The organism is Secundilactobacillus paracollinoides DSM 15502 = JCM 11969, from assembly GCF_001311135.1.
In the GTDB taxonomy this organism is placed as follows: Bacteria; Bacillota; Bacilli; order Lactobacillales; family Lactobacillaceae; genus Secundilactobacillus; species Secundilactobacillus paracollinoides.
Window position 1 is genome coordinate 17,261 of record NZ_BBAG01000025.1, and the last position, 26,445, is coordinate 43,705.

The window sequence follows — 26,445 nt, forward strand, 5'->3', positions numbered from 1 at the left end:
GATATTCCTCCTTTTGCTAAATACCGTTAGTCTCGTCATCAGCCGCATCCGCAGACGCGTCCTCATCACCATCGTCCGACTCAGAACTGATCTGACCGTTGTTGATGGTGAAGATCTTTGGTTGGTGAATCAACTTCTGGGCCACCCCACTTAGACTCGTGGTGGTCAAAAATGTTTGCACCTTGTCTTGTATGGCAGTCAGTAGGTGAGTCTGCCGCATATCATCGAGCTCCGACAGAACATCGTCCAGTAACAGGACGGGATACTCGCCGGTTTGTTCGTGCATTAAATCAATTTCCGCTAACTTGACGCTGAGTGCTGTGGTCCGCTGTTGCCCCTGAGAGCCAAAGCTGGCGACGTCCTTGTCGTTCACAATGAATTTCAGGTCATCACGATGCGGTCCCAGCAGTGTCGTTCGTTGAAACAATTCTTTATCTCGCTTGGCCGCGTAACCGGCTTTTAAGGCCTCGTAAATGTGTGCCGTATCCACTAACGCATCGTCAGCGATACTCGTCGCATAATGAAAGGTCAGCGTTTCGCGCTGTTGTGAGATTTCTTGGTGGATCTGGGCGGCCCAGGTCTCCAGTTGTTTTAAAAACGTGATGCGTTGAAACATGATCTGCGCGCCATAATTAGCCAGCTGATCCGACAACACGTCGAGTAAAACAAGGTCCTTTTGCTGTTTAGCACCCAGTTCCTTCAGGTATTTATTACGTTGTTTCAGAATTGTCCGATATTGAGACAAGTTATACAGATACTTCTGGCTCATTTGGCCAAATTCCATATCCATAAACCGGCGGCGAATCTGGGGTGCCCCCTTGACCAATGACAGGTCTTCTGGCGCGAACAGGATCACGTTTAGCTGCCCAACATAGCGGGACAGCTTGGCCTGCTCTAAATGATTGACCTTGGCACGCTTACCGTGCTTTGACAGATCCAGTTCCAACGGAGTATTCCCGCTGGCCTTCTGCACCCGACCCTTCACCTGCGCTGTTTCCGCCTGCCAATTGATCAAGTCGCGGTCACTACTTGTCCGGTGACTGCGGGCTAAGGCCAAAAAATAAATGGCCTCCAGCAGGTTCGTCTTCCCCTGGGCATTTTCACCCAGCAAGACATTGACCCCGTCGCCAAACGCCACTGTCACGTCGTCGTAATTGCGGAAATTGTGTAACGCTAATGCCTGTAATTTCATGACTATTCAGCCTGATTTAAGCGTATAAAAAATAGCCCGACATCTTTGACATCAACCGTATCACCCGGATATAACTTACGTCCCCGGCGATTGTCCGGTTCGCCATTAACATCTACGGCATGCTCTTTGAGATACCACTTCGCCTGACCACCGGACCCAACGATTGCTTCTTCTTTAAGCATCTGGCCCAAGGTGATGTATGGCGGCTCAATGAAAACTTCCTTTTTCACGGCTTCACCCACCTTCATTTTCTCTACTAATTATACGCTTTTTGAGGGTAAAAGTATACCTTTCAATCACGTACAAGCAATATGAGCGATTTTCTGGCTTGAATGTGTCTTTTATCAAAATCAGCCAAAATGCGCTTAGAATTTAAAAATTCATGGTTTCCAGCGAAATTACCCCTGTTTTTGGATTTTCGGAGACTGACTTTGAACGGATGTAACGAAAAGTTGGGTGATTTGTGGTGAATATGGGCTGATTTGGCTAGTTTAAGACATGGAAAACTGCTTTTGATGTTTGAAAATAAAAAGATGACTTAGTCAATGAACTACGGGCGAGATTTTGAATCGGTTTGGCTGATAAAAACCGGCAATGCACATTCAATAATTTTTTTGAGAGATGTGCCACGTCAGTTATGTGTATGCGTCATGGCTAATTTGATTGACTGTTTGTCGTTTTTTAAGGCAACGCTCTATTAGGTACTCTTTTTGTCCAACTGATATTGCTTCTTTATTGCTTCGCGGATGATCAGTTTCAAGCAGACGGCCTCTTTGGCCATTTTGATAGACCTGGTGTTAGGTTCTATTTGGTGTCTTACCATTTTTCACAAAGTTATTTTGATGTAAAAAGAGACTTATTCCATTTTTGGAATAAGTCTCTTTTTTTGATTGATTTACTTGTTCATTTTGATACAAACTGGTTTTATTTGTTGGGTTTACGGTTGCTGTTATGCGGGTTTGTGCATTTTGGGTACCCAGCATCAAATATAAAACCTGGATTGGCCAATGAAAGTTACTGCTTTTTGGCAGCTGCTTTCTATTAGCCTTGAGTTGAAACGTGTTCCAGAAGGCAGGGGGCTACTGCAGAAGCAACTTCGACCAAAAAAAGCAAAACCAGGATTTTCTGATGAAAGCTATAAATTGCTACTGGCAACTGCTTTCTCTTAGCCTTTTGCCGAAACGTGTTCCAGAAGGCAAGGAGTTGCACCTAAGTAACTTCGACCAAAAAAAGCAAAACCAGCCTTTTTCGGTCGAAGTTACTTAGGCTCCACTCCTTAACCGCCTTCTTCCACACTCTCTAAAACGTTCTCACCGGCGTAATCAACTGAATAAAGTTCTCACTGTCTTCAGTTGGCACCAGCGTGAATGGTCTCAATGGTGATGTGAAGGCAATGCGGATCTCTGTTTGGCCGAAGGAACGCAGGGCGTCCTTCATGTAATCTGGGTTGAAGGAAATTTCCAGTTCGTCACCAGTCAATTCCTTTGGTGTCAACTCTTCTTCAACGTTCCCAACATCTGGGGAATTGCCGAAGATCGTTGCCTTTCCATCCTCAGAGTTCAGGGTCAATTTGACCACGTTATTCCGGGATTCATGTGACAACAGAGAGGCACGTTCGACCGAAGCCAGCAAGCTCTTTGCATCAAACTCAGCACTGGTCGTCGCTTCTTTTGGAATCAAGCGTGACGTGTCAGGGTAGTTGCCTTCCAACAACCGAGAATAAAACAGGCGGTCGTCGATCGTGAATAATACTTGATTGTCGGATAAGCGCATTTCAACATCAGGATTGTCATCGCTGATCATTCGTGACAGTTCCGTCAAACTCTTACCGGGAATGATGACGTCATAGGTCGCTGATGCTGATGTTGGCAGGGTGATTTTGCGTTGTGATAACCGGTGACTGTCCGTTGCCACAGCCAGTAGCTGGTCGTCAACTAACGTGAAATGAACACCAGTCAAGATTGGCCGACTTTCCTGATTTGAGACCGCGATAACCGTTTGATTAATGAGTTCGCGGAAGACGTCGCCGGATAAGGTGATGGCATCCGTTGCATCAATTTCTGGTAAGCGTGGATAATTGTTGGCGTCCAAGCGTTAATTGTGAAGGATGCTGAACCAGAAGTGATCTCTGTTTGGAAACCTTCTGTCACATCTAACGTCATGTTGTCTTCAGGCAGCCGCTTAACGATGTCGCCAAAGAACCGGGCAGGTAACACGATGGCACCAGTGGATTCAATAGCTAACTGGTTATCTGGGTCATCAGCGTGGATCAAAGCTTCAATGGAAATGTCAGCATCGGACCCAGTTAAGGTCAAGCCGTTATCATCAGCAACTAGTTTCAAGCCAGTTAAAATTGGAATCGTGGTCTTTGATGAAATAGCCCGCGAAACGTTATTGAGTTCTTTTAAGAACGCAGCACGATTGATCGTAAATTTCATTTTGAGTGACACTCCTTAGTATCCATAATATAAAGATTAAAAGATAGTCGTAGTAGGGCGGTTGATACTGTGGATAAGTTTTCTTAAGATAACGTGTTACTAGGTTTTCCACTTGTGGATAACTTGTGCATAACTTTTAGACTTATCCCCAGGCCTCATTGTGACTTTCTTCTATAGAAGGTTCTAGTTAGCTTAATAATAGCCTACTTAACGCATTAAAAAAAGTAGTCGACTTCCTATTTTGTCAATCGATTACTTTCTATCTAACGCTCAGTTACTTTGGATCAGATAATCGCTAGTCATCCAGATTTAGAAAAATGAACTAGCGGTCGATCTCGGTTTTAAGATTACTAATTTCACTTTGCAGGTCGCTGTCAGTTTTGAGGGCTTCGGCAATCTTATCATAGGCGTGGATGACGGTCGTATGGTCCTTACCGCCAAACTCGTTCCCAATTTTTGGCAACGAGCTATCCGTCAGTTCGCGAGAAAGGTACATGGCAATCTGACGCGGCATGACGATGGATTTCATCCGTTTTTTACCCTTCAAGTCGGCCAGCGAGACGTGGTAGTACTTAGCGACCTTTTCTTGGATGGATGGGATCGTGACTTCACTACTATGCTTGTCGAGCTTTAAGCTCTTCAAGGAAGTCGCGACTAATTCAGTTGTGATCGGCTGGTGGACCAGCTTCGAATAGGCGTGGACTCGGGCTAAGGCGCCTTCAAGTTCACGCACGTTGGAGTCAATGTGGCTGGCGATATAACTCAGTGTTTCATCAGGGATGTAGATCGCGTCCGCAGTGGCTTTGTTGCGCAGAATCGCGATCCGCGTTTCGAGGTCCGGTGGGGTAATGTCAACGGACAAGCCCCAGGCAAACCGTGAAACTAGGCGGTCTTGCAACTTCGGAATCTCATGCGGTAACCGGTCAGAAGTGAGGACGATTTGCTTGCCGTCATCATATAAGGCGTTAAAGGTATGGAAGAATTCTTCCTGTGTCCCTTCTTTATCGGCAAAAAATTGAATATCATCAACGAGGAGCAGGTCAACGTTGCGATATTCTTCTCGAAACTGTTCTTGCGTTTTGGATTGGATCGCGGTAATGAAGTCGTTGGTAAAGGCTTCGCTGGTCACATACTTTACTTTTGTGTTCGGATCATCGTTTAACATCTTGTTGCCGATCGCGTGCATCAAGTGTGTCTTTCCAAGACCAACGCCGCCATAGAAGAAGAGCGGATTGTACATGGAGCCGGGTTCTTCTGAAACGACGAGGGCGGCGGCATGCGCCATTTGATTTCCCTTACCAATAACGAAGGTGTCAAAGGTATATTTCGGGTTCAATTTGGCGTCTTGGCTAACGTTGTGGGCATTGGTGGCCGGTTCTCGCGGCACCGTGGCGTTAGTCGCTTCATCTTCAACGACAAAGACAGGCTGGATGTCTTCTTGGGTTGCTTCGTAGGCAAACTCAACTAACGGTTGGGTTAAATTGCGTTTCCAATAATCCCGATGCAACTCAGACGGCAGCTTGATTGTAAGACGATGGTTGGTCAACTTCACGGGATCTGCAGTATCGATCCAAGTAGTGTAAGCCGTTGGTGCGACTCGCTTTCGGAAGTCATCCTTGATATCTCCCCACAGGGTGTCTAAATCAAGCACTGTTTTGTTACCTCCCCAATATTGAAATGATAAATTCAGTTTAGCATGCCACAAAAAAGTTTTCCACAGCCTTTTTACGTTGTGGATAATTGTTTCACAGGGTGTTTGGAAGTTATTAACAGGGGTGTGGATAACTGTGGACAAGTCTCTGTGAAACATTTTTATCCACAGGCTGTTGTGTAAAACAAATACAGTTATATCAAGTGTTTCACACGTTCGTCCCCAGAAAGAACACCCAAAAACGATTGCGAAACCACAGGGTGTGGATTGGTGGATAACTCAGTTAAAAAGATGTGAATTCAAAATCCAAATACACAGGTTATCCACAAGCTAAAGTCATGAAACAAATTTTAGAAACCCAAGAAAATTAAATTCAGTCTTTGTATTTAGGCGAGAGTATGGTACTATATTTTAGAAATGCATTTTACGATGTAAATATAGTGGTTCTTCGCCACAAAGCGCAGGAGGTGTTAGTTCTAATGAAGCGCACATATCAACCTAAGAAGCGTCATCGTTCACGGGTACATGGTTTCCGTAAGCGGATGAGTACGAGTAACGGCCGTAAGGTTTTAGCACGTAGACGTCAAAAAGGTAGAAAAGTATTGTCTGCATAAGACCACTGACCGTCAGTGGTCTTTTATTTTTATGACCAGAGATTCCACCTTTGGAGATGCACTATGCGAAAATCTTACCGCGTTAAAAAGGAGACCGAGTTTCAAGAAGTCTTTGAAGCGCGCCAATCAGTTGCCAACCGGCAATTTGTTCTATATAAAATGGAGAAACCTAACCAGAAGCATTTCCGGGTGGGCATCTCTGTTGGTAAGAAGATCGGCAACGCGGTTCATCGTAACTGGGTCAAGCGGCGGATTCGGCAATCCTTGCTGGAACTGAAGCCGTTCTTGAAGCAGGACGTTGATATTCTCGTCATCGCTCGGCCAACCACGTCTGAGATGCCCATGCCGGACATTAAGGCGCACTTGATTCACGTTTTAAAACTTGCAAAATTGCTTGATACTGAGTACAGCGAGGAAGACTAGTGAAAAAATTAAAACGCTTTGCGACGATGGGTAGCATTGTCGCGCTAGCCGTTTTCTTGACCGCCTGTGGTAATCAGCCGATTACGAGTCACAGTACCGGTTTTTGGGATGGCGTTGTTTTACTAAACTTCTCGAGAGCAATTATCTGGTTGTCGAACCTCTTTAATGGGAGTTATGGTATCGGGATCATCGTTTTCACGATTATCGTCCGGATCATTATTTTGCCATTGATGATCTTCCAAACCAGAAGTATGCGCAAGACCCAAGAAATTCAGCCGCAGTTAAAAGCACTGCAAAAGAAATACTCATCTAAAGATCAAGAAACAATGGCTAAACTGCGTGAAGAGCAGCAAAAGCTCTATAGCGAAGCTGGGGTCAACCCAGTGGCTGGTTGTTTGCCAATGGTTATTCAACTGCCAATCATTTGGGCATTGTATCAGGCGATCTTTAGAACGCACGTGTTGCGGACAGGGAGTTTCTTATGGCTGCAATTAGGGTCTCGAGATCCTTACTTTATCTTACCGATTTTGGCTGCCGTCTTTACGTTCTTTAGTTCGTGGCTCATGATGCAAGGCCAACCCGAATCAAACGGGATGACCACCATGATGACCGTCACGACACCAATTATCATTTTCATTACCGCCTTAAGCTTGCCAAGTGCCGTTTCCCTTTACTGGGTTGTAACGAATGCTTTCCAAGTGGGTCAGACCTTGGTTATTCAAAATCCTTGGAAGATCCGGCGTGAACGTGAGGCGCAGGAACGCGAGAAACAGGAACATGATCGCAAGGTCAAAAAAGCTGTTAAACGCGCAAAACAATCTCGTCGTAAGTAACTAAAAAATCGTGCCACCCGGGTGTGAATCCGGGTGGCGCGTTTTTTAGAGTGCGGAAAAAGGGCGGTTAAGGCCTTGCCCTTGGGAGCACGTTTCGGCTAAAGGCTAAGAGAAGGACGGGATGTGACTAGGCACAATTGTCCACGTCACAGATTGCAGTTGTGTCATAAATACATAGGAACCACAGAGTAGTAAACTGATTCAGGAAACTGCATGACAAGGTAGTATACGGTGTGAAGATTAAATATGAGAATCAGGTTTTTTGAGTCTTCTAGTTTATCTAGCCGAAACGCGCTCCAGAAAACTGAGACCGGCCATATAAGGGCAAGAAGTGACAAATCCAGACCCGGGATTTCCCACTTCTTGTCCTTATATTCTGGTCTCAACCCGTTTTCTTCCGCGCTCTGCTACAAAAACCACCAGTTTAAAGCGCTAACACTTAATTTTGCGCTATTATTAAGAGGGACCATGATATACTATATCTAATGGGGTTATACCCATGAAGGGAGAATTTACCATGACTGTATTTAAAGGCGATACCGTGGAAGCCGCTATTGAAGCCGGCTTAAAAGCATTGAGCTTAACCAGAACAGAAATCGAAACCACGGTTCAAGTAACGCCTCGGCGTGGTTTTTTCGGCATTGGCGCGCGTCAAGCAGAAGTTGATGTGACTGCTAAACAGACCGAAACCACGCACTCAGACGTCCAGGCGACTGCCGCTGCGGCAACAGAACCGCAAGCACAGCCCATGAACCGGACAACAACCGAAACAACCACTGAAGAAACTACTGAAACTGAAGCATCCACTATTGAATTTGAAACAGAAGCCACCAGCAAGAAATCATACGCTGAAGTGGTTGCTGAACTAAAAGATTACCTAGATGAAATCGTTGCGCAGCTTGGCATTGATGCCACCAGCACGACAGAGATCAAGCACCGTCAAGTGACCGTTAACTTTAACACTGAAGCTGAGGGACTGCTGATCGGTAAACACGGCCGGACTATCAACGCTATGCAGAGTCTTGCTCAGGTTTATTTAAATCACAAACGCTTCTCAAAACTAGTTGTAACATTAGACGTTGCTAATTACCGGAGTCGGCGAATTGACACGCTGACCCGGCTAGCTGAAAACATGGCGCGCGAAGTTGTCGCAACCGGAAAACCAGTCTACCTGGATCCGATGCCATCCTTCGAACGTAAGCAAATCCATGCTGTTTTGGCCAATAACGACCACGTCATGACGTATTCAGCTGGTAGCGAACCAAAGCGCGCCGTCGTTATTTCACCGCGCTAACCACAAAATTTTAACGCATCGAACGGATGCTTATTTTGTGCTGACTTGAAAATGCAAGTTCACTAAAATTTTTAAAAATTAAATAGCGATGAAATGGTGGCATTTGCACCTAAATGATGCCACTTTTTGTGGTACGTTCAAATATATGAATTGTCGTTTTCTACCTTCCGGAAGGCTTTCTGTTGTCAAAGTAGCGCTCTAAGGTCGTTTCGTTCCACCGCTCGCCCTGCGGAACACGTTTCCACAATAGGTAAGTTAAGCTGGTCGGTTACTGATGTGCGAGTCGACTGAGATCCACTCGAGAGCCACGCAGTGGAAATCGAGTTAGCTCAGTCGCGAGCCACCACACGGAGTGCCAAATTGCGGAATGCAACGGAATTCAGACCTCGAGGAACCCATGTTTTTAAACAAAAACACCAAAATCCAAACACTTGTTTTGCCTGTTCGTCTTGACAAAACGACCGATTCCCATTAATATTGTAGACAATCATTCTTATCTTAAATAGATAAAGTAGTCAAAGTGCTTTATCCGTGCTGTTAGGGGCACGGATGCGCACTTTTTTTGTGCGTGAAATTCGTCACAATTCCAATGAGGAGGGATAACGCTATGACAGCGACAAGTGAATTTGATACGATTGCGGCCGTTGCAACACCGCCTGGCGAGGGTGGTATTTCAATTATTCGGGTGAGCGGGGACAATGTCTTTGATATTGTCGAACCGTTATTTAAGGGTAAAAACTTGAAGAATGTGAACTCTCACACGATTAATTATGGCCATATTATTGATCCGGCGACCCAGTCAGAGGTTGATGAAGTCATGGTCTCCGTCATGCGGGCACCAAAGACTTACACCCGTGAAGACGTGCTGGAGATCAACTGTCACGGGGGCTTGATGGCCACCAATGAGATCCTGCAACTCGTGCTCAGTAACGGGGCACGGCTTGCTGAACCAGGTGAATTTACCAAACGCGCTTTCTTAAACGGCCGGATCGATCTGTCACAGGCCGAAGCGGTCATGGACCTCATCCGTGCAAAAACGGATAAGTCAATGAAGGTTGCCCTGAATCAATTGGATGGCAATCTTTCACGGTTGATCAAAAGTCTGCGTCAGGATATCTTGGAGGTGTTGGCTCAAGTTGAAGTCAACATCGACTATCCGGAGTACGACGACGTGGAAACGATGACGACCAAACTATTATTGGAAAAGGCGCAGGACGTTAAGGCGTCGATTCAGCAGTTACTGAAAACGGCAAAACAGGGCAAGGTTCTCAGAGAAGGGTTGGCCACGGCAATCGTTGGCCGACCAAACGTTGGGAAGTCCAGCCTGCTTAATCGGCTGTTAAACGAAGATAAAGCCATTGTGACAGACGTTGCCGGGACGACCCGTGACGTGATCGAAGAATACGTTAACGTGGCTGGCGTGCCGCTTAAACTGATTGATACAGCCGGTATCCGTAAAACGGAGGATACGGTTGAAAAAATCGGTGTTGAGCGCTCGAGAAAAGCAATTGGTGCCGCTGACCTGGTCTTGCTGGTACTGGATACCAGTGAACCATTAACGGATGGCGACCGGCAGCTATTAGCCGACACTGCTGACGAGAAGCGCATTATCATTTTAAATAAAACGGACTTGCCGCTTAAGCTCGACATGGACGAATTGGCGAAATTGGCTGGGGATACCAAGCTGATCAAGACATCCATGCTGCAAAATCAAGGGGTCAGTGAGCTGCAGGACGAAATCGCCCACTTATTCTTTGATGAAGGCATCGAAAGCGGTCAGGGAAACGTCATGGTGACTAACGCGCGCCACATTGGCCTGTTAAATCAGGCAAGCCAGGCGCTCGACGACGTCATGACGGGTATTTCTGCGGGGATGCCTGTCGACCTTGTTCAAATCGACATGACGCGTTGCTGGAACGACCTTGGAGAGATTACCGGAGATAGTTACCAAGATGAGTTGCTGGATCAACTGTTCAGCCAGTTCTGTGTTGGTAAGTAACATCCGTTGACTCACAACGTCTTGCAGCGTAGCATGTGACACTCTAAGGTCGATGCAATGAAGTACGTGGCGTCACACGAATTATCACAAGACCATGTTCTTGTTAAAGGGGCCATGGTCATTTCATAACGATTAAAAAAAGAGCAACAGTCAAGGAGAGAAACGATATGCCTGAGATTCAACCATACCAAGGAACAGACTACGATGTCATTGTCGTAGGTGCCGGCCATGCCGGTGTTGAGGCCACGCTCGCAGCTGCGCGCATGGGCAATAAGACCCTGCTGATGACCATCAATTTGGACATGGTCGCTTTTATGCCATGTAACCCGTCAGTCGGTGGTCCCGCAAAGGGGATCGTCGTCCGCGAAATTGACGCATTGGGCGGTGAAATGGGCCGCAATATTGATAAGACCTACGTGCAAATGCGGATGCTGAACACGGGTAAGGGGCCTGCTGTCCGGGCGTTACGCGCGCAGGCCGATAAGCACGCCTACCACGCCGAAATGAAGCATACCCTTGAAAAGGAACCAAACGTCACGTTGCGTCAAGGCATCGTGGATGATCTGATCGTTGAAGATGGCGTCTGCAAAGGGGTCATCACCAACACGGGTGCGCGGTACAGCGCTAAAGCCGTGGTGATCGCGGCTGGAACTGCTGCCCGCGGGAAAATTATTATTGGAGAATTGATGTATTCATCCGGGCCCAATAACTCACAGCCAGCCATGAAGTTGACTAAGAATTTGGAAAAGTACGGTCTGGAACTCAAGCGGTTTAAGACTGGGACACCGCCACGAGTTGACGGCAACACGATTCAGTACGATCAGACCGAGGAGCAACCTGGCGACGTTGAGCCAAACCACTTCAGCTATGAAACACCGGATGAAAACTACCTGTCATTGAAGAATCAGCTGTCTTGCTGGCTGACGTACACCAACGAAACGACGCATAAGATCATTCGGGATAACCTGGATCGCGCGCCAATGTTTACCGGTGTTATCGAAGGTGTCGGCCCCCGTTACTGCCCATCCATTGAGGATAAGATCGTTCGGTTTGCTGACAAGAGCCGCCATCAGCTGTTCTTGGAACCAGAGGGCCGGAACACGGATGAATGGTATGTTCAAGGCTTGTCGACGTCGATGCCGGAAGAGGTTCAGCAAAAGATCCTCCACTCCATCAAGGGGCTCGAGCACGCTGAAATGATGCGCCCAGGATACGCCATCGAGTACGATGTCGTTTCACCTTATCAACTCCGGCCGACGTTGGAAACTAAGCTGGTCAAGAACCTGTTCACAGCGGGTCAGACCAACGGGACTTCTGGTTACGAAGAGGCTGCTGGACAGGGCATTATGGCCGGCATTAACGCCGGTCTGCGGGCACTGGACAAGGGCGAATTCATCATGAAACGCTCTGAAGGCTACATTGGTGTCATGATTGATGATTTGGTCACCAAGGGCACGAACGAACCCTACCGTTTGTTGACCAGCCGGGCAGAGTACCGGTTAATCTTGCGCCACGACAACGCCGATCTGCGGTTGACGGACAAGGGTTACGAACTGGGCCTGATCTCTCAGGAACGTTACGATGCCTTCACCCAGAAGCGTCAGACCATTAAAAACGAAATTGCGCGGTTGAATACGGTGCGGGTCAAGCCGTCGGATGCTGTGAATGCCTATGTTCAGTCTCATAATGAGAAGCCGTTGAAGGACGGTGTTTTGGCAGCAGACTTCCTGCGTCGCCACAAGTGACGTATAAGGATCTGATGCAGTTCATTCCCGCACCCGATGTGCCACTGGATCGCCGTGAGATGGAAGAGATCGACGTCCAGATCAAGTACGCTGGTTACATTAAGAAGGCCGAAGAGAACGTGGCCAAGATGAAGAAGATGGAAGCTAAGAAGATCCCTGACAACATCGACTACGACGCCATTGATGGCCTCGCAACTGAAGCCCATCAAAAGCTCAACAAGATCCGGCCTGAAACGGTCGCCCAAGCAACTCGGATCAGCGGGGTCAACCCAGCTGATATTGCCATTCTCGATGTTTATATTGAGCAGGGTAAGATTGCAAAGGTTAAGTAGAATTATTAGTAATAGTGTGATTGTTAAATGCGTCATAATAAGGACCAGCCACTTTCAAGTTGAAGGCGGCTGGTCCTTATTTAGTATGTTATAGAAACAACAAGTATGACCTCTTATTAAAACACTGAACGTATACACGTGTATATTTATACAATTGCCTTTTGGCGTGGGGTGGTCAAACTGACAACAAAAAAGCCGCCAAATATGGCAGGCCAACAGGGTGTTATTTTTTAAATTCCGGGGCTTCAAGATCGATGTGGGTCAACGTTTCGCGTTCGGTAGCCCGACCAGCTTTCCGTTCTTGAACGCGTGCTTCATAGCCGGCGCAGAGAAATTTTTCCTCGTCTGTCTCGGGCACGATTTCTGGCAATTCAGGGTCGGCGGGACTTGCTGCAGTGACAAAGGTGACGAAACAGGTGAAGCCAAGGAAACGGCCACCAGTGGTCAGGTCTTCGCCCATGACCTTCACAAAGACTTCCATGGACGCTTGCTGGTGCCAGTCACGTAGGAGTCGATCACCATGGTTTCCGGAACGGCAAAGGGATTTAGAAACTGCATGTGATCCATTGCTGCGGTGACCTGAATCTGTTTTGAGACCCGGGCAGCCGAAACGGAGGAACTATCATCAACTAGGGCCAGGGTCCGGCCACCAAAGACGGTTCCGTGTTCGTTAATATCAGCCGGAAAGACCCGGTGGTTGGTAAGGGAACGTGTTGCGCGACATGTCATTTTTTCTGTTGTCATGAGCTTGACCTCCATACTGTTGGTTCTAGTTTAGCATAAATTAAAAGCTAATTGGTTGCGCTTACGAGGGGATGGGAAGATAATTTGGAAAGAGTGTGAAGCAAGGCGGGTCAGAGTCCGTTACACGTTAGCCCCGTGCCTTGCTGAACACGTTTCAGCTCCAAATAAGTAGAAAGCTTCGAACCAGTAAAAGGTTCCCACAAACAAAAGAGAGAAGGAATGCAAAATGACAAAACACCTAGAGATCTCGCAAGCCGCAGCCGACAAGATCAAGGCACATTTAACAGACGATACCCGGCTGTTACTCAGCTACGACGACGGGGTTGGCCCATATTCGCACCATGGTTTAGTGGCACTTCAAGTGTCATTTCAGTTAATTTTGATCAACAACGATATGCCTTATACGGACTATGATCAGGCCCTTGATTCTAACCTGGGGACCATCTACTTTAAGGGCTATTCCGAAAAATTCCTTGGCTAGAATATGAAATTGACGCTGCAGCCACGCTATAACACGCTGGTTTTGGCGGACGATAATGATGAAATTGATGAGAATGTGGAGATCGTTGACGAGCGGACACACTAATCCGATATGTTTCACGTGAAACAATTAGCCACTGAAAAAGGTCGAAATTCCGGTTACTCTAATTTAGAATGGCCGTTCTAAATTAGACGATTGCGCGTCAAATTATCTGATTATTATCAAAATGAACCCTTTAAATGGAAGCAACACGTTTTTTAAATCACGCGTGTTCAACATTCTTACAAAAAGTAAGTCAAATTATGTGACCTTTTTTTGTTCACGTCCTACAATGAATTTCGTAAATAGGAGTCAGGTTACCACTAGCCTTTATCTAGTGAGATTATAAGTAGATTAGGGAGCGAGACACATGACTAAAATGATGGCAGGTCAAGCGTTAGTAAAAACATTAGCTGATTGGGGCGTTGATCACGTCTATGGTATTCCAGGCGGATCCATTAACCACACAGTTGAAGGCTTATATCTCGAACAAGATAGCGTGAAGTATATTCAGGTTCGACACGAAGAAGTAGGGGCAATCGCTGCTTCGGCCGACGCTAAGTTTACTGGTAAGATTGGCGTGGCCTTTGGGTCAGCTGGTCCTGGCGCAACCCACTTATTTAACGGGTTATATGATGCCAAAATGGATCACGTGCCAGTGCTTGCCATTGTTGGGCAAGTTGGCCAGGATTCAATGAACACCAACTACTTCCAAGAAATGGATGAAACACCAATGTTTTCAGATGTTGGTGTCTATAACCGGACTGTGACGACCGCGGAACAAATTCCTTACGTGATCAACGAAGCGATTCGTGAAGCTTATCGTCAAAGCGGCGTTGCCGTTGTGATCTTACCTGAAGACCTGACGACTAAGGAAATCGACTACGTGCCATCCAAGACACCAAAAGTTGTAGCTGATAACTTTACGCAAACTGTTGATCCAAAAGCCATTACCGATTCACTTGAACTATTGAAGAACGCAAAACATCCGTTAATTTACGCTGGCCGTGGCCTGCTGGGCGCAAGAGACGTTTTGACGAAATTCTCAGAACAGTTCAACATTCCCGTGATGAACACGGTGCCAGCTACTGGTGTCATCAGCACTGACCATCCAACTTCATTGGGACGTTTGGCCGTTTAGAGACTAAATCAGGTTTCGAAGCCTTACAACACACGGATCTCATCTTATTCCTCGGTTCAGAATTCCCATTCGCAAACTTCTGGCCAAAGAACGTTAAAATCATTGAAGTGAACACCAACGCCTTTGATATTGGCAAGACCGTTGACGTTGACTACGCTGTGATTGCGGATGCTAAGACCTATCTGCAAGCCCTGATCGACACTGGTGAGACCTTACCAGCTGGCACTTGGCTGAAAGCAAACCAAGAAAACAAGAAGAACTGGGATGCTCGGCTGGATCAATTAGCCAAGGATGACAGCAAGGGCTTGAACCCAGAATCAGTGACCGCTAAGATTGCTGAACTCGCTGGGCCAAACGATACCTACGCTGTGGATACCGGGAATGTTTCCGAGTGGGGCGTTCGTGGATTACCAATGAACAAGAACCAACGCTTCGCTATTTCCGGACTGTTCGCAACCATGGGCTTTGGCCTGCCTGGTGGGTTAGCCGGTGCGTTAAGTGTGCCAGATGCTCAAGCATGGTCACTTTCCGGTGACGGTGGGTTCGCCATGGTGGAACAAGACGTCATCACTGAAGCCCGTTATGAATTACCAGTCATTAACGTGGTCCTCTCAAACGATCGGTTTGGGTTCATCTACTACGAACAAGCTGAAACGAAACAACACTTCTACGGCGTCGACCTGACCCCAGCTGACTGGGCAAAGGTTGCTGAAGGCTCGGTGGGATCGGCTTTACTGCTAAGTCCATCGACGAATTAAACGATGTGTTTGCTAAGGTCAAGGACCTGCAAGCTAACGGCAACAAGAAGCCAATCGTTATCAACGCCATCATCAAACCTGACGATCCAGTTGCCACTGCCTACATGCCATTAGATGAAAAACTCTACGGCAAGGATGCAGTCGCTGAATTTGCTGACAAGTATCACATCGATACTAAGCAACAACCTGCATTAGGTGAACTTCTGCGGGCTGAGGGCGATGAGCTTTAAGCGTTAACTATTGAAAGCCTGAGCGAGTGATGCTCAGGCTTTTTGTTTTGCGTTGGTAGGCCGTTGCATTCTGTAATTTGGCACGGCAGCGTAGTGGCTCGCGAATAAGCTAACTCGATTTCCGCTGCGCGGCTCTCGAGTGGATCTTATTCGTCTCGCATGTCACTAAATGGCCAAAGAACGGCCATCAAGTGACATCGACACCACGCTGCCGTGCCAAATTACGCCATTCCACTCACATTCCTGAAATGAATAACTATTAGGTGAAGGATGACAAGATAATTAACCCGGTTTGTAGATTATCCGCCCTCGACTGCGAATTACCTTGTGGTCAGCTAACCTAGTAGTGAAAAAGATAACCAATAGTAGATTGATGAATACTAGCTAATGGGGTGTTAGTTACGATAATGTACACTGAGTAGTTGACTGTGCATCGGTATGTTAGCGGAGTGGCGCCGGGCGGCATTGCCGGTTGTAGCGACCACACTACTACCGGCAGGGCCGCCCGATGGAACGCAGCGACCATTACCCACTAGTTACCCATTATTTATCAACAGAACAACCATAATTTGCCGGAAATCTAAAGTTTCCGCGTCAAATTCGCTAGAAACCCTTTAATTAAGCGCTAACTTTGGTATCATACAGGTAAACGGTCATTGGGGGAGTTTACTATGGCATCATGGTTTAGTCGGGTTAACAAGTTTGACGCGGGAGACGGTTCGTTACGAAGTCATGAGTTGGATTATGGGGCTTTGTACACAGCGTATGCCCATGATAAGGCGAACCATTTGAACCAGCAGCGCGAGCAGGCCAAAAAGGTCTCGGCGCAAATGAAAAAAGATCAAGAAAAATAAGACAAACAACAGTGGCCGGGACGGACTGAACTTAGGGGTTTAGTGTGTCGCGGTCTTTTTATCAACTGAGAAGGGAGGCTTTCGGATGGAACAGGGCTCACTATTTGATGACCAGCAGCGGCAAAATAGTCCGTTAGCGAACCGCGTGCGACCGGAAACATTGGCGGATTTTATTGGGCAGCAGCAGATTCTCGGCGATGGCCAGATCTTGCAGGACATTATTGCAAACGACCAGCTGTCTTCGATGATCTTTTGGGGACCACCAGGTGTGGGGAAAACAACGTTGGCGCAGATCATTGCCCACCAAACGAAATCACACTTCATCACGTTTAGCGCGGTGACTAGCGGGATTAAAGAGATCCGAAAAATCATGGAGGAAGCTGAAGGCAACCGGGAGATTGGCCAGCGCACCATTGTGTTTATCGACGAGATCCACCGGTTTAACAAGGCGCAGCAAGATGCGTTTCTGCCCTTTGTTGAGCGTGGCAGCATCATCCTGATCGGGGCAACGACTGAGAACCCCTCGTTTGAGATCAACGCAGCGTTACTTTCACGGTGCAAAGTTTTTGTGTTGAAAAAACTAACGGTAAACGATATTGAGCACCTCTTAGACAATGCGCTGAAGCATCCGGCTGGGTTCCCTGATTTGACCGTAAACATTGAATCGGATGCGCTCAAGATGGTGGCTGAATTTGCGAACGGCGATGCGCGGATCGCCCTTAACACGTTGGAAATGGCTGTGCTGAATGGCCATCGCGAAAACAAAACCGTGACCATCACCGTTAATGATCTGGATTCGCTGCTGAATACTAAATCGCTGCGCTATGACAAGCATGGCGAAGAGCATTACAATATCATTTCGGCGTTGCATAAATCGATGCGCAACAGTGACGCTGACGCTGCAATCTATTGGTTATCACGGATGCTGGATGGCGGCGAGGACCCGCTGTACATTGCTCGGCGGCTGGTTCGGTTTGCGAGTGAAGACATTGGCTGGCGGATACGAATGCGTTGAATCTTGCCGTAAACGTGTTTCAAGCGTGTCAGTTTCTGGGAATGCCGGAGTGTGATGTGCACCTCACTGAAGCGGTGATCTATCTCTCACTGGCGCCAAAGTCGAACGCCGTTTATGCGGCGCGGAATCGCGTAAAGGCGGATGTGAAGCAGACCGGCAACGTGCCCGTGCCGATGCAGATCCGTAATGCCCCAACCAAGCTGATGAAGGATCTCGGGTACGGCGAAGGCTACCAGTACGCCCATAATTCAGCCGAAAAATTAACCACCATGACGACGATGCCTGATGAATTGGCTGGTCATGAGTACTATGAACCGACTGAACAAGGCAATGAAAAACGGTTTAAACAACGGCTCGCTTATTTGAAGGAGTGGCGGGCAACACATCAAGAACACTAAAAGGAACGTTGTACTTGCTTAAGTACAACGTTCCTTTTATTTATGACGTTCTATTTATGAAGTTGATGATGGACCCGGTAGGCCAGACCACCAGCAATCAGGTTATAGATCAAGACCAGTCCAGCCATTGGGGCCAGACTATTGGTACCGAAGAGACCCACTAGGGGTGAGGATAACCCACCAAAAGCGTTTTGCGATAACCCGATCAATGCCGATGCCCCGCCAGCGTTCTGCGTTGTCTCGCCCATAATGATCGCGGTGGTCAGTGTCAGCAACATGCCCACGCCGATCACTAACAGGAAGATCAAGACGGCAATCATCACCAATCCCCAGTGCAGGTAGGCGCCCAGCAGTAAGGCCATCGCATCCGCCATGCACAGCCCGATGCCTGAACTCAACTGACGATAGGTACTGATGCCGGTCAGGCGGCAGGTAGACCGCTGCCGATAACGATGCCCAACCCGTTTAACGCGTAAATGAGACTAAATGATTGCGCTGAAAGGTGGAATAATTGCTGGTAAATAAAGGTCGACGCGGCAATGTAGCTGAAGAGACTGCCGTAAACCACGCCGGTGATCAGCAACTGACTAAAGAATCCTTGCTGTTTCAGTAATGTGCCAAATGACAAAAAACTCTGAAATACCGGTCCAGTCAGCCGATTCTCAGGACGCAGCGTTTCGGGAATGCCGATCAGAATCAGCCCAGATAGCAGAAAGCCGATTACGCCCAACAGGATAAAGATGCCGGACCAGGGCACAAATTTGATCATAAAGCCGCCAATGATTGGCGCCAGAATTGGAAATAGACCGTTCACTGAATTCAATAACGCATAAAACTGCGTCAGTGCTTTGCCGCTGAAAAGGTCGCGGGCAACCGCTCTGGAGAGCACCTGGCCGGCGGCACCGGCGAGTCCCTGAACGAAGCGCAACCCGATCAGCAAACTGACGGAATGACTGACGCTATTGCCAGCGAGGCTAACCCGAAAACAATAAACCCGATAAACAGCGGCTTTCGGCGGCCGAAGTGGTCACTGAGCGGCCCACTGATCAGCTGTCCCACGGCGAGGCCGAGGAGACAAGCTGTGATACTCAATTGCATCATCGCAGTGGTCGTGTGAAATTGGCGCACCATTTGGGGTAACGCCGGTAGGTAGAGGTCAATGGATAGTGGTCCAGTGGCGCTTAGGGTACCGAGGATCAGCAGGAACCGTAACCGGTGCTGATTGGCGGAATTAATCATAAAAACCGTCCTTTCTTAATAACGTTCACTCTATATACTACGGAATTGAGGTTAAAGATTGGCGAAAATTGGTTGAAACTTTTTCGGTATGACTTATTTTTAAATTTTTTTTGGCGGTTATCTTCCCTTAAGATGAATTCCCGTTTTACTAGGGATGAGTCAATTCCTGATTAAACTGAAAATTCATTTTCTTCCTATTATATAGGTTAATATAGGTTAAGAACCTCACGCCAAAAAGCACGACGAATAAACCGTCGTGCTTTTTGATCTTCTAAAGAAATAGCATTAACTCATAAATAGTTTGGTAATGACTGATGCGCCAGTCTTTTGAACCCACTGATTTGACGCTTCCTGTGGGTGATAGGTATCCAAAACAAACGCGGGTTTTAAGGCTTGAATTAGGCTGAAATTGAGGTCTTTCGTATCCAAAGTCAGACCAATATCGGTGTTCTCTTTCAGCAATGGCGCTAATGCACTCAGTGTGGCCGTGGTGAGTCGGCTCAATGCGATGCTGTCGATCTGTGCCTGATGGGCGAGGGCAACACGTTCCTTGATGCCGGCAATGCCATAATCATCGTAGTGACAGAGGTTTAAAATGATTCCCGTGTCCAGACCCGCGATGCGCTGCAACACGTCATCCAGCGTCTGGCTTAGATTGGCTAAGGTCAGCGCGTGGCCGTGGCGGTCGGAGTCGTCGATCAGGACCTTATTGGCACCACAATCCGCAAGCATGCTGACCATATCCGCAATACTGTCAGCTTCTGTTAACGCATAGGACGCCTCGGCAAGCAGCTTAACGTCCGTCGTGGTGCGCATGCACTTGAGATACTGCGCATATTCGGGCAGACTTAACACCTTGTCGCTGCCTGTGCCCAGTAATTGGGCGGCCACCGAACGCTGGCCTAGATATAAGGTGTCAAACCCTTGGGATTCAAAGTATTCTGCCATGGGGGCGTTGGACGTTGCGAGGATAATGTGTGATGTCATGAAATCATTCCTTTCTGCGATGATGCGAATCTGGTGCCAATATGAAGTCTTCTATAGTGAAGCGAAACTAACAACACAAAACGCCCCTTGAGAAATAAACTCTCAAAGGGCGTTTTCGCGCGGTACCACCTTAGGTTACAGTTGCCTGTGTCTTATGGATATGCCAACACATATCCTCTGGATAATGGCCAGTACCAGAAAGCGGGGGTGCCTCGGAGCTACTTTCACCTGTAAGTTGGAGTCCGTTGCAGCGAACCGGACCTCTCTGAACCAAACTGACAGGGTACTTTTTCCAAGCCACTTTCTTGTGTGTTACACGTTAGTTTTGCTAACTATATCACAATAGATTTGAAAAACCTAGCAATTATCAAAATTAAATTAAAATGAGAGAAACTTTTGAACTAGCAATATAACCAGCTATTTTACTGGGGATAAAATGGCATTAAAATAACGGCTCAGCAATCGTTGTTGTCGTAAGCTGTGCTACAAAGCTATTTCAACAAAATTAATTTCAAAAAATTAGCTCGGCCTATAAAGTAGTATGCAATTTTCAATTGCTTATTTCGATTAAAAAATAATTAGAATTCTTGTTGACAATTTAAAATCGAGTTGATATTGTATTAACCATTACGAAGCACCAGCCAAGGACGAGGCGGCAAATCCTCCTTCGCGGCTGGTGGTCGTAACACATTGAAAACTAAATGAAGTGAAAGGATGTGACGCAATAGATGGATGCAGAAATCACACCACCAGCAACGACGACAACAGAGACAGGTGCTCGCATTTTAGTCGACACATTACGACAGCAGGGTGTTACCCAGTTATTCGGGTATCCCGGCGGTACGATTCTCTCCTTGTTTGATGCCATGTACGATCGTGAGTTCAATATCACGTTAGTTCGGCACGAACAGGGGGCAACGCACGCAGCTGAAGGGTACGCAAAAGCGACGGGGAAGACGAGTGTCGTGAGTGTCACCAGTGGTCCCGGTGCCAGCAACGCGGTTACGGGGATTGCCGATGCATGATGGATTCAGTGCCGATGGTCGTTTTCACGGGTCAGGTTGGTCGTGGCGTTCTTGGGACAGAAGCGTTTCAAGAGCTCAATACCATGGACGTGACCAAGCCGATCGTCAAAGCCAACTTCCAGATCATGGACGTTAACGACCTGCAGACGACGATCACAGACGCCTTTGACCTAGCACAATCCGGACGAAAAGGGCCAGTCGTTATCGATCTCCCCAAAGACGTTTTGGATGAGACAGCTGAATTTCGTCCCGCCGCTAAACCGCAGACCACGGCGCAACCTCGTTTTGATAAAACGATACTCGCAGCTGGGATGCAGGCACTGAGCAATGCCAAACGCCCAATCGCCATTGTTGGTGCTGGGACGGCTGCATCAGGCGGTGCCGAAAAATTCAACGAGTTTATACATAATTGGCAGTTACCAGTCGTTTCGACCCTGTTAGGGTTAGGAACGGTAGCGGACAGTGCTCCGCTGTTCCTAGGCATGGGCGGCATGCACGGTACATACGCCGCCAACATGGCCCTTGCCGAGACCGACTTTATCGTCAACGTGGGCTCACGTTTCGATGACCGGTTGATTCCTAAACCAGCCGGGTACGCGGATGATAAAACAATTCTACATATTGACATCGATACGAAAGAATTAAATAAAACGTTCGCGACCCAGTTTGCGATTCAGGCGGATGCGAAAACAGCCTTGACCGCAATGGCGGCAAGTACAGCACCTAAGCCGGATACGACTGCATGGCAGAAACGCACGCAAGAATGGGCAACCACCCATCCCAACCGCGCCGAGTCCGCACAACAAGCACCAGGATTTGATCCCCAAGCCGTCATCGCGGCTGCCGGGAAGGCCACAAACGGCGACGCCACGGTTGTCACCGACGTGGGTCAGCACCAAATGTGGGCGGCACAGGCTTACCCGTTTACCCGAACCAGACAAATTATTACCTCTGGCGGCCTTGGGACGATGGGCTACGGTCTCCCCGCTGCCATCGGCGCCAAGTTTGGTAATCCCGACAAGGATGTCATCTTATTTGTCGGCGATGGCGGGTTTCAAATGACCAGTGAGGAGCTGGAAGTCATCGCTAATGAAGACCTGAACATCAAGATCTTCTTACTGAACAACCACGCCCTAGGCATGATTCGTCAGTGGCAAGACCAGTTCTACGGCCAGCACCGTTACAAGTCCACGTTTGACCACCAGCCAAACTTTGAACGACTGATGGCGGCCTACGATCTGCAGTATCAAAAATTATCACCTGATGAGGACCTGGATGCACAAATGACAAGGATTTTTGCTGACACCCATGCCACCCTGATCGAAGTGACCGTGCCCGTTGATGACCAGGCGTACCCAATGGTGGCGCCTGGTCACACCAACGACGACATGTTTGGCATGTAACCCTGCGCAAAACCTTAAGGGAGGTGGGGCTAATAAGGCCAACTCGTCACACAGCAGTACCCTAACCGCGAACCACATATCGAGGCATTACTCGATTTAACTATTACTATCAAAAACATAGATTATCGGAGGAATTGTATATGAGCGTAGAAATGTTGTACGAAAAGGATGTTACCACTAACTATCTTCAAGGAAAGAAAATTGCCTTTATCGGCTATGGTGCCCAAGGCCATGCCCAAGCAAACAACTTACGTGACTCAGGTTACGACGTTATCGTTGGTGTTCGCCCAGGGAAGTCATTTGACGCCGCTAAGACGGATGGTTTTGAAGTTTACACACCAGCTGAAGCCGCAAGACAAGCCGATTGGATCCAAATGTTGACCCCTGATGAAGTCATGTCAGACGTTTACAAAGAATCCGTTGAACCAAACCTTGAAGAAGGTAACGTCTTAGGTTTCTCCCACGGGTTTAACGTTTACTACAAAGAAATCGTTGCCCCAAAGAATGTTGACGTTGTCATGATGGCCCCTAAAGGTCCAGGTAACCTCTGTCGTCGTACATACAAGGAAGGCTTCGGTGTGCCGGCATTATACGGTTATGACCAAGATTTCTCTGGCCATGCTGAAGACTTATCAAAAGAATTCGCCAAGGGCAACGGTGCTGCCCGTGCCGGCTTGTTGAAGACCACCTTCCGTGAAGAAACTGAAGAAGATCTCTTCGGTGAACAAAACGTTTTGATGGGTGGCGTTACAGCCTGATCGAAACTGGGTTCCAAGTCTTAACTGAGGCTGGGTACTCACCACAATTAGCTTACTTTGAAGTTGAACATGAAATGAAATTGATCTGTGACCTGATCTACGAAGGCGGGTTCAACAAGATGTATCAAGATTGCTCAAACACTTCCGAATACGCTCATACGTCGTTGGGCCAAAGGTCGTTGGTGCCGAATCTAAGCAGGCCATGAAGGATGCCTTAACTCGGATCCAAGACGGCAGCTTTGCTAAGGAATTCATGGCAGACTACCGGAACGGCTTCAAGGATCTTTACAAGATGCGCGAACGTTCTGCACATTCACAATTGTCAGAAGTCGGTGCTGAATTGCGTGCCCACATGCCATTCGTTAACGATGCTGACAAGTACAGCACACCAACTGCTGAATAATCTTTAGCTACTCCTGAGTAACACACCAACAACACTAACAACATACGAGAACAGCCTAGGTCCAGTCCCTCCAGTCTGAATTTAGGGCTGTTCTTTTGTCTTTGATTTAGCGTGTTAGTCCGTTGCATTGCGGTATTTGGCACTCCGTCGTGGTGGCTCGCGATGAAGCTAATTCAGCTGTCGCTGTGCGCCATCTGAATGGATCTCCATCGTCTCGCACATCAGTAACCGACCCAAGAACGGTCGCTAACTGATGTCGACACCACGACTCCGTGCCAAATACCTCCATTCCACTCATAGTGAGCTAGCTTTTAACGGTAGATAAACATCGAAAGACAGTCAGAGATGGTTTGTAGAGAATCCGCCCTCGACTGCTTTCATATATATCGACAGTGATGCTTATGAAACATAAAACAGCAATGGTGTTAACGACATAGTGCGGATATTTAACTAATCGTTCTACTATTCTAATATGACTATCATTAGTGGTGTAAAAGCTGTTTTTTCTTAATACCATCTTGAAAGGAAATGATCACATGAACCGGATTTTAAAATTTGAGGATGTTTCTGTTACTCGTGGGAAGAAGGAGATTCTTAAACATCTTAACTGGGAGGTCCAGAACGGGGAAAATTGGGCCATTCTTGGACTTAATGGCGCTGGGAAGACCACGATGCTGAAGATGATTCAAGGGGATCTGTGGCCCACTAGCGGTAAATTGGAAGTCCTAGGCGGCGTCTTTGGGCACATTAGTATTCCTGAGTTGAAGACTAAAGTTGGCTGGGTCAGCACCGCGTTACAGGACCAATTACATCCTGGCGACGCTGTGGACAGCATCGTGCTCTCCGGAAAATTTGCCAGCATTGGTGTTTATCAAGAGGTTACTAAGCGCGACCTGCAGGCTGCCCGGCAGACGCTGATCGACCTCGGCGGTGAGAAATTGCTCGGAAAACCGTACGCCGTTTTATCGCAAGGGGAACGGCAACTGGTGTTGATTGCGCGTGCAATGATGGCTAAACCGCAGCTGCTGATTTTGGATGAGCCGTGCAACGGGTTGGATCTCTTTGCGCGCGAAGAGCTTTTGAAACGGGTGGCGGGGATCGCAGAAATGCCCAACCATCCCGCTTTGCTACTGGTGTCACACTACACCGAAGAAATGCTGCCGTGCTTTTGCTCCGCCGCGGTGAAATCGTCCGGAAGGGTAAGCGCGAGGACTTGTTGACTGCACCGACGTTGTCTGAATTTTATGGTAAACCTATTCAAACGGTGACAATGCGTGGAAATCGACTAGCGGTTTATCCAAAATAAGTGTATGATGAGAAAATACTTAGAAAACACTCACTAAAAGAAAGGATGAGGTGAATGAAAAATGTACTTGTGATTGCGGATAGTGCCATTACCAGCGCAGGCGTGAGTTGTCTGATCGACCAACAGCCGGAATTTCAGGTGGTTGATCAAGTGACTGATGGCGCGGCAGCCTTTAGCGTGATTGAGCGGACAACAGTGGCGATGGTGATGCTCGACTTAACCATTCGTGGCGAAAACGGGCTGTTGCTTTTGGAACGACTACATAAACAATTTCCTGAAATTGGCATCCTCACATTAAGTTCACTGGGTGAGCAGTCGGACCCGGCGGATGCTGTGAGAAAGGGCGCGTTGGCCTATTTACTCAACGATTCTCCGGCCCGCGAATTTCATCGGGCATTGACTGCCGTTGCTAAGGGTCGGCTTTATTTGGACCAGAATTTACTGCTCAATAAGCGTGAGGCAACCCAGCTGGATGCGTACCGACCAGTGACGAACTGCGGTTATGACACCCTATCAGACCGCGAACGAGAGGTGCTGCCGCTGATCATTCTAGGCCATAGCAACAAGCAGATCGGTGAACGACTCTGCATTTCTGTCAAAACGGTGGAGGCACATAAGTCGAGTATCATGCGCAAATTGTCCTTGGATTGCCACTGTGACCTCATTCAGTACGCCATGCAGCACCATTTGATGACGTTTTAGGATCACTATTTTACTGGGGATGTCTTGCGAAACAGTAGATTAGATATACATAGGGGTTAATCTGAGCTCATTTTTCACTGATTTGACTGCCTGATTCGCCCACTTATTTCGATATAGCACAATTGTCGCTAAAAATAACGCGCTAAATGCAAGTCATACCTGCATTTAGCGCGTTATTTGGGTTCAAATTTCATAAAAGTCTTCCTATAGTAGTGAATTATCTTAAACTGTTGTGTGCCGACACTGAAATAAACAATGGTTATTTTACTGGGGATTACTCAATAAGGGAGACTATGGCACAAAAACGCAGGTTTATCCCTACTAAAATATCATGTGATGATGTACTAGTAGGCTTCACACCAGCACTATGAGGAGTGACCATTAATGTTGGCAATTCTCAGTATCGCAACGAAGCGACATGCCAACGTTTCCCTCTCAGCT

Annotated in this window: 18 protein-coding genes and 7 pseudogenes; 16 read left to right on the top strand and 9 right to left on the bottom strand. The window is 47.6% G+C overall.

Annotation, left to right across the window (positions count from 1 at the left end; all coding sequences use genetic code 11):
* Positions 1-16 precede the first annotated feature (16 nt).
* Both recF and yaaA read right to left on the bottom strand, forming a co-directional pair.
* Entirely contained in the window at positions 17-1,192 is a 1,176-nt protein-coding gene (gene recF, locus JCM11969_RS09250; RefSeq protein ID WP_054710723.1) for a DNA replication/repair protein RecF, read from the bottom strand.
* 2 nt (positions 1,193-1,194) lie between these two features.
* Positions 1,195-1,440: a S4 domain-containing protein YaaA gene (gene yaaA / locus JCM11969_RS09255; protein WP_162231468.1), complete on the bottom strand. Its 246-nt coding sequence runs from the start codon at positions 1,438-1,440 to the stop codon at positions 1,195-1,197.
* Between the two features lie 759 nt (positions 1,441-2,199).
* Between yaaA and JCM11969_RS17740 the strand changes: the two genes are divergently transcribed.
* Entirely contained in the window at positions 2,200-2,361 is a 162-nt protein-coding gene (locus JCM11969_RS17740) for a hypothetical protein (protein WP_156319324.1), read from the top strand.
* Positions 2,362-2,491: 130 nt separating this feature from the next.
* Here the strand turns inward: JCM11969_RS17740 and dnaN are convergent.
* Positions 2,492-3,630 (bottom strand): annotated as a pseudogene (gene dnaN, locus JCM11969_RS09265) (DNA polymerase III subunit beta).
* A gap of 322 nt (positions 3,631-3,952) precedes the next feature.
* Positions 3,953-5,281: a chromosomal replication initiator protein DnaA gene (dnaA, locus tag JCM11969_RS09270; protein WP_054710727.1), complete on the bottom strand. Its 1,329-nt coding sequence runs from the start codon at positions 5,279-5,281 to the stop codon at positions 3,953-3,955.
* Between the two features lie 479 nt (positions 5,282-5,760).
* Here dnaA and rpmH point away from each other — a divergent pair, with 479 nt between their 5' ends.
* The 6 genes and pseudogenes from rpmH to mnmG all read left to right on the top strand — a co-directional run bounded on the left by rpmH (position 5,761) and on the right by mnmG (position 12,521).
* Positions 5,761-5,895, top strand: a complete 135-nt coding sequence (gene rpmH, locus JCM11969_RS17105) for a 50S ribosomal protein L34 (protein WP_054702263.1) — start codon at positions 5,761-5,763, stop codon at positions 5,893-5,895.
* A gap of 63 nt (positions 5,896-5,958) precedes the next feature.
* Entirely contained in the window at positions 5,959-6,318 is a 360-nt protein-coding gene (gene rnpA / locus JCM11969_RS09275; protein WP_054710729.1) for a ribonuclease P protein component, read from the top strand.
* A gap of 26 nt (positions 6,319-6,344) precedes the next feature.
* Complete coding sequence (yidC, locus tag JCM11969_RS09280) at positions 6,345-7,151, top strand: membrane protein insertase YidC (protein WP_054710746.1); 807 nt, start codon at positions 6,345-6,347, stop codon at positions 7,149-7,151.
* A gap of 517 nt (positions 7,152-7,668) precedes the next feature.
* Positions 7,669-8,445 (top strand): RNA-binding cell elongation regulator Jag/EloR, encoded by a 777-nt coding sequence (gene jag, locus JCM11969_RS09290; protein WP_054710748.1) that lies wholly within the window; start codon positions 7,669-7,671, stop codon positions 8,443-8,445.
* A gap of 607 nt (positions 8,446-9,052) precedes the next feature.
* Positions 9,053-10,444 (top strand): tRNA uridine-5-carboxymethylaminomethyl(34) synthesis GTPase MnmE, encoded by a 1,392-nt coding sequence (gene mnmE, locus JCM11969_RS09295; protein WP_054710732.1) that lies wholly within the window; start codon positions 9,053-9,055, stop codon positions 10,442-10,444.
* A 167-nt stretch (positions 10,445-10,611) separates the two neighbouring features.
* A pseudogene (gene mnmG, locus JCM11969_RS09300) lies at positions 10,612-12,521 on the top strand (tRNA uridine-5-carboxymethylaminomethyl(34) synthesis enzyme MnmG).
* Between the two features lie 223 nt (positions 12,522-12,744).
* Here the strand turns inward: mnmG and JCM11969_RS18985 are convergent.
* Both JCM11969_RS18985 and JCM11969_RS18990 read right to left on the bottom strand, forming a co-directional pair.
* Positions 12,745-13,002, bottom strand: coding sequence for a hypothetical protein (locus tag JCM11969_RS18985; RefSeq protein ID WP_225353214.1), 258 nt, complete (start codon positions 13,000-13,002; stop codon positions 12,745-12,747).
* Positions 12,987-13,265, bottom strand: coding sequence for a hotdog domain-containing protein (locus JCM11969_RS18990; protein ID WP_225353215.1), 279 nt, complete (start codon positions 13,263-13,265; stop codon positions 12,987-12,989). Before JCM11969_RS18990 ends, JCM11969_RS18985 begins: the two co-directional genes overlap by 16 nt.
* A gap of 226 nt (positions 13,266-13,491) precedes the next feature.
* On the opposite strand from JCM11969_RS18990, the gene JCM11969_RS09310 reads away from it, so the two are divergent.
* The 4 genes and pseudogenes from JCM11969_RS09310 to JCM11969_RS09325 all read left to right on the top strand — a co-directional run bounded on the left by JCM11969_RS09310 (position 13,492) and on the right by JCM11969_RS09325 (position 18,181).
* Positions 13,492-13,746, top strand: coding sequence for an iron-sulfur cluster biosynthesis family protein (locus tag JCM11969_RS09310; RefSeq protein WP_225353216.1), 255 nt, complete (start codon positions 13,492-13,494; stop codon positions 13,744-13,746).
* A gap of 409 nt (positions 13,747-14,155) precedes the next feature.
* Positions 14,156-15,914: pseudogene (locus tag JCM11969_RS09315) on the top strand (thiamine pyrophosphate-binding protein).
* Positions 15,915-16,585: 671 nt separating this feature from the next.
* Positions 16,586-16,768, top strand: a complete 183-nt coding sequence (locus JCM11969_RS09320) for a hypothetical protein (protein ID WP_054710734.1) — start codon at positions 16,586-16,588, stop codon at positions 16,766-16,768.
* Positions 16,769-16,853: 85 nt separating this feature from the next.
* A pseudogene (locus JCM11969_RS09325) lies at positions 16,854-18,181 on the top strand (replication-associated recombination protein A).
* Between the two features lie 50 nt (positions 18,182-18,231).
* Here JCM11969_RS09325 and JCM11969_RS18995 read toward each other — a convergent pair.
* From JCM11969_RS18995 to JCM11969_RS09335, 3 genes and pseudogenes are all read right to left on the bottom strand, one after another.
* The gene (locus JCM11969_RS18995; RefSeq protein ID WP_225353217.1) at positions 18,232-18,543 is read right to left on the bottom strand and encodes an MFS transporter; all 312 of its coding nucleotides are present in this window, start codon (positions 18,541-18,543) and stop codon (positions 18,232-18,234) included.
* A 59-nt stretch (positions 18,544-18,602) separates the two neighbouring features.
* Positions 18,603-19,420, bottom strand: a pseudogene (locus JCM11969_RS20415) (Bcr/CflA family efflux MFS transporter).
* A 285-nt stretch (positions 19,421-19,705) separates the two neighbouring features.
* Positions 19,706-20,407: a hypothetical protein gene (locus JCM11969_RS09335; RefSeq protein ID WP_054710736.1), complete on the bottom strand. Its 702-nt coding sequence runs from the start codon at positions 20,405-20,407 to the stop codon at positions 19,706-19,708.
* Positions 20,408-21,135: 728 nt separating this feature from the next.
* Between JCM11969_RS09335 and JCM11969_RS20720 the strand changes: the two genes are divergently transcribed.
* The 5 genes and pseudogenes from JCM11969_RS20720 (at position 21,136) to JCM11969_RS09355 (ending at position 26,004) form a co-directional block, all read left to right on the top strand.
* Positions 21,136-21,432 carry a thiamine pyrophosphate-binding protein gene (locus JCM11969_RS20720; RefSeq protein ID WP_439709738.1) on the top strand — a complete coding sequence of 99 codons (297 nt, stop codon included), beginning with the start codon at positions 21,136-21,138 and terminating at the stop codon, positions 21,430-21,432.
* Positions 21,429-22,835, top strand: a complete 1,407-nt coding sequence (locus JCM11969_RS09340) for a thiamine pyrophosphate-dependent enzyme (protein WP_439709739.1) — start codon at positions 21,429-21,431, stop codon at positions 22,833-22,835. Before JCM11969_RS20720 ends, JCM11969_RS09340 begins: the two co-directional genes overlap by 4 nt.
* A 140-nt stretch (positions 22,836-22,975) precedes the next feature.
* Positions 22,976-23,996 (top strand): annotated as a pseudogene (gene ilvC, locus JCM11969_RS09345) (ketol-acid reductoisomerase).
* A 536-nt stretch (positions 23,997-24,532) separates the two neighbouring features.
* Positions 24,533-25,302, top strand: a pseudogene (locus JCM11969_RS09350) (ABC transporter ATP-binding protein).
* A 54-nt stretch (positions 25,303-25,356) separates the two neighbouring features.
* Positions 25,357-26,004, top strand: a complete 648-nt coding sequence (locus JCM11969_RS09355) for a LuxR C-terminal-related transcriptional regulator (protein WP_054710738.1) — start codon at positions 25,357-25,359, stop codon at positions 26,002-26,004.
* Positions 26,005-26,445 lie beyond the last annotated feature (441 nt).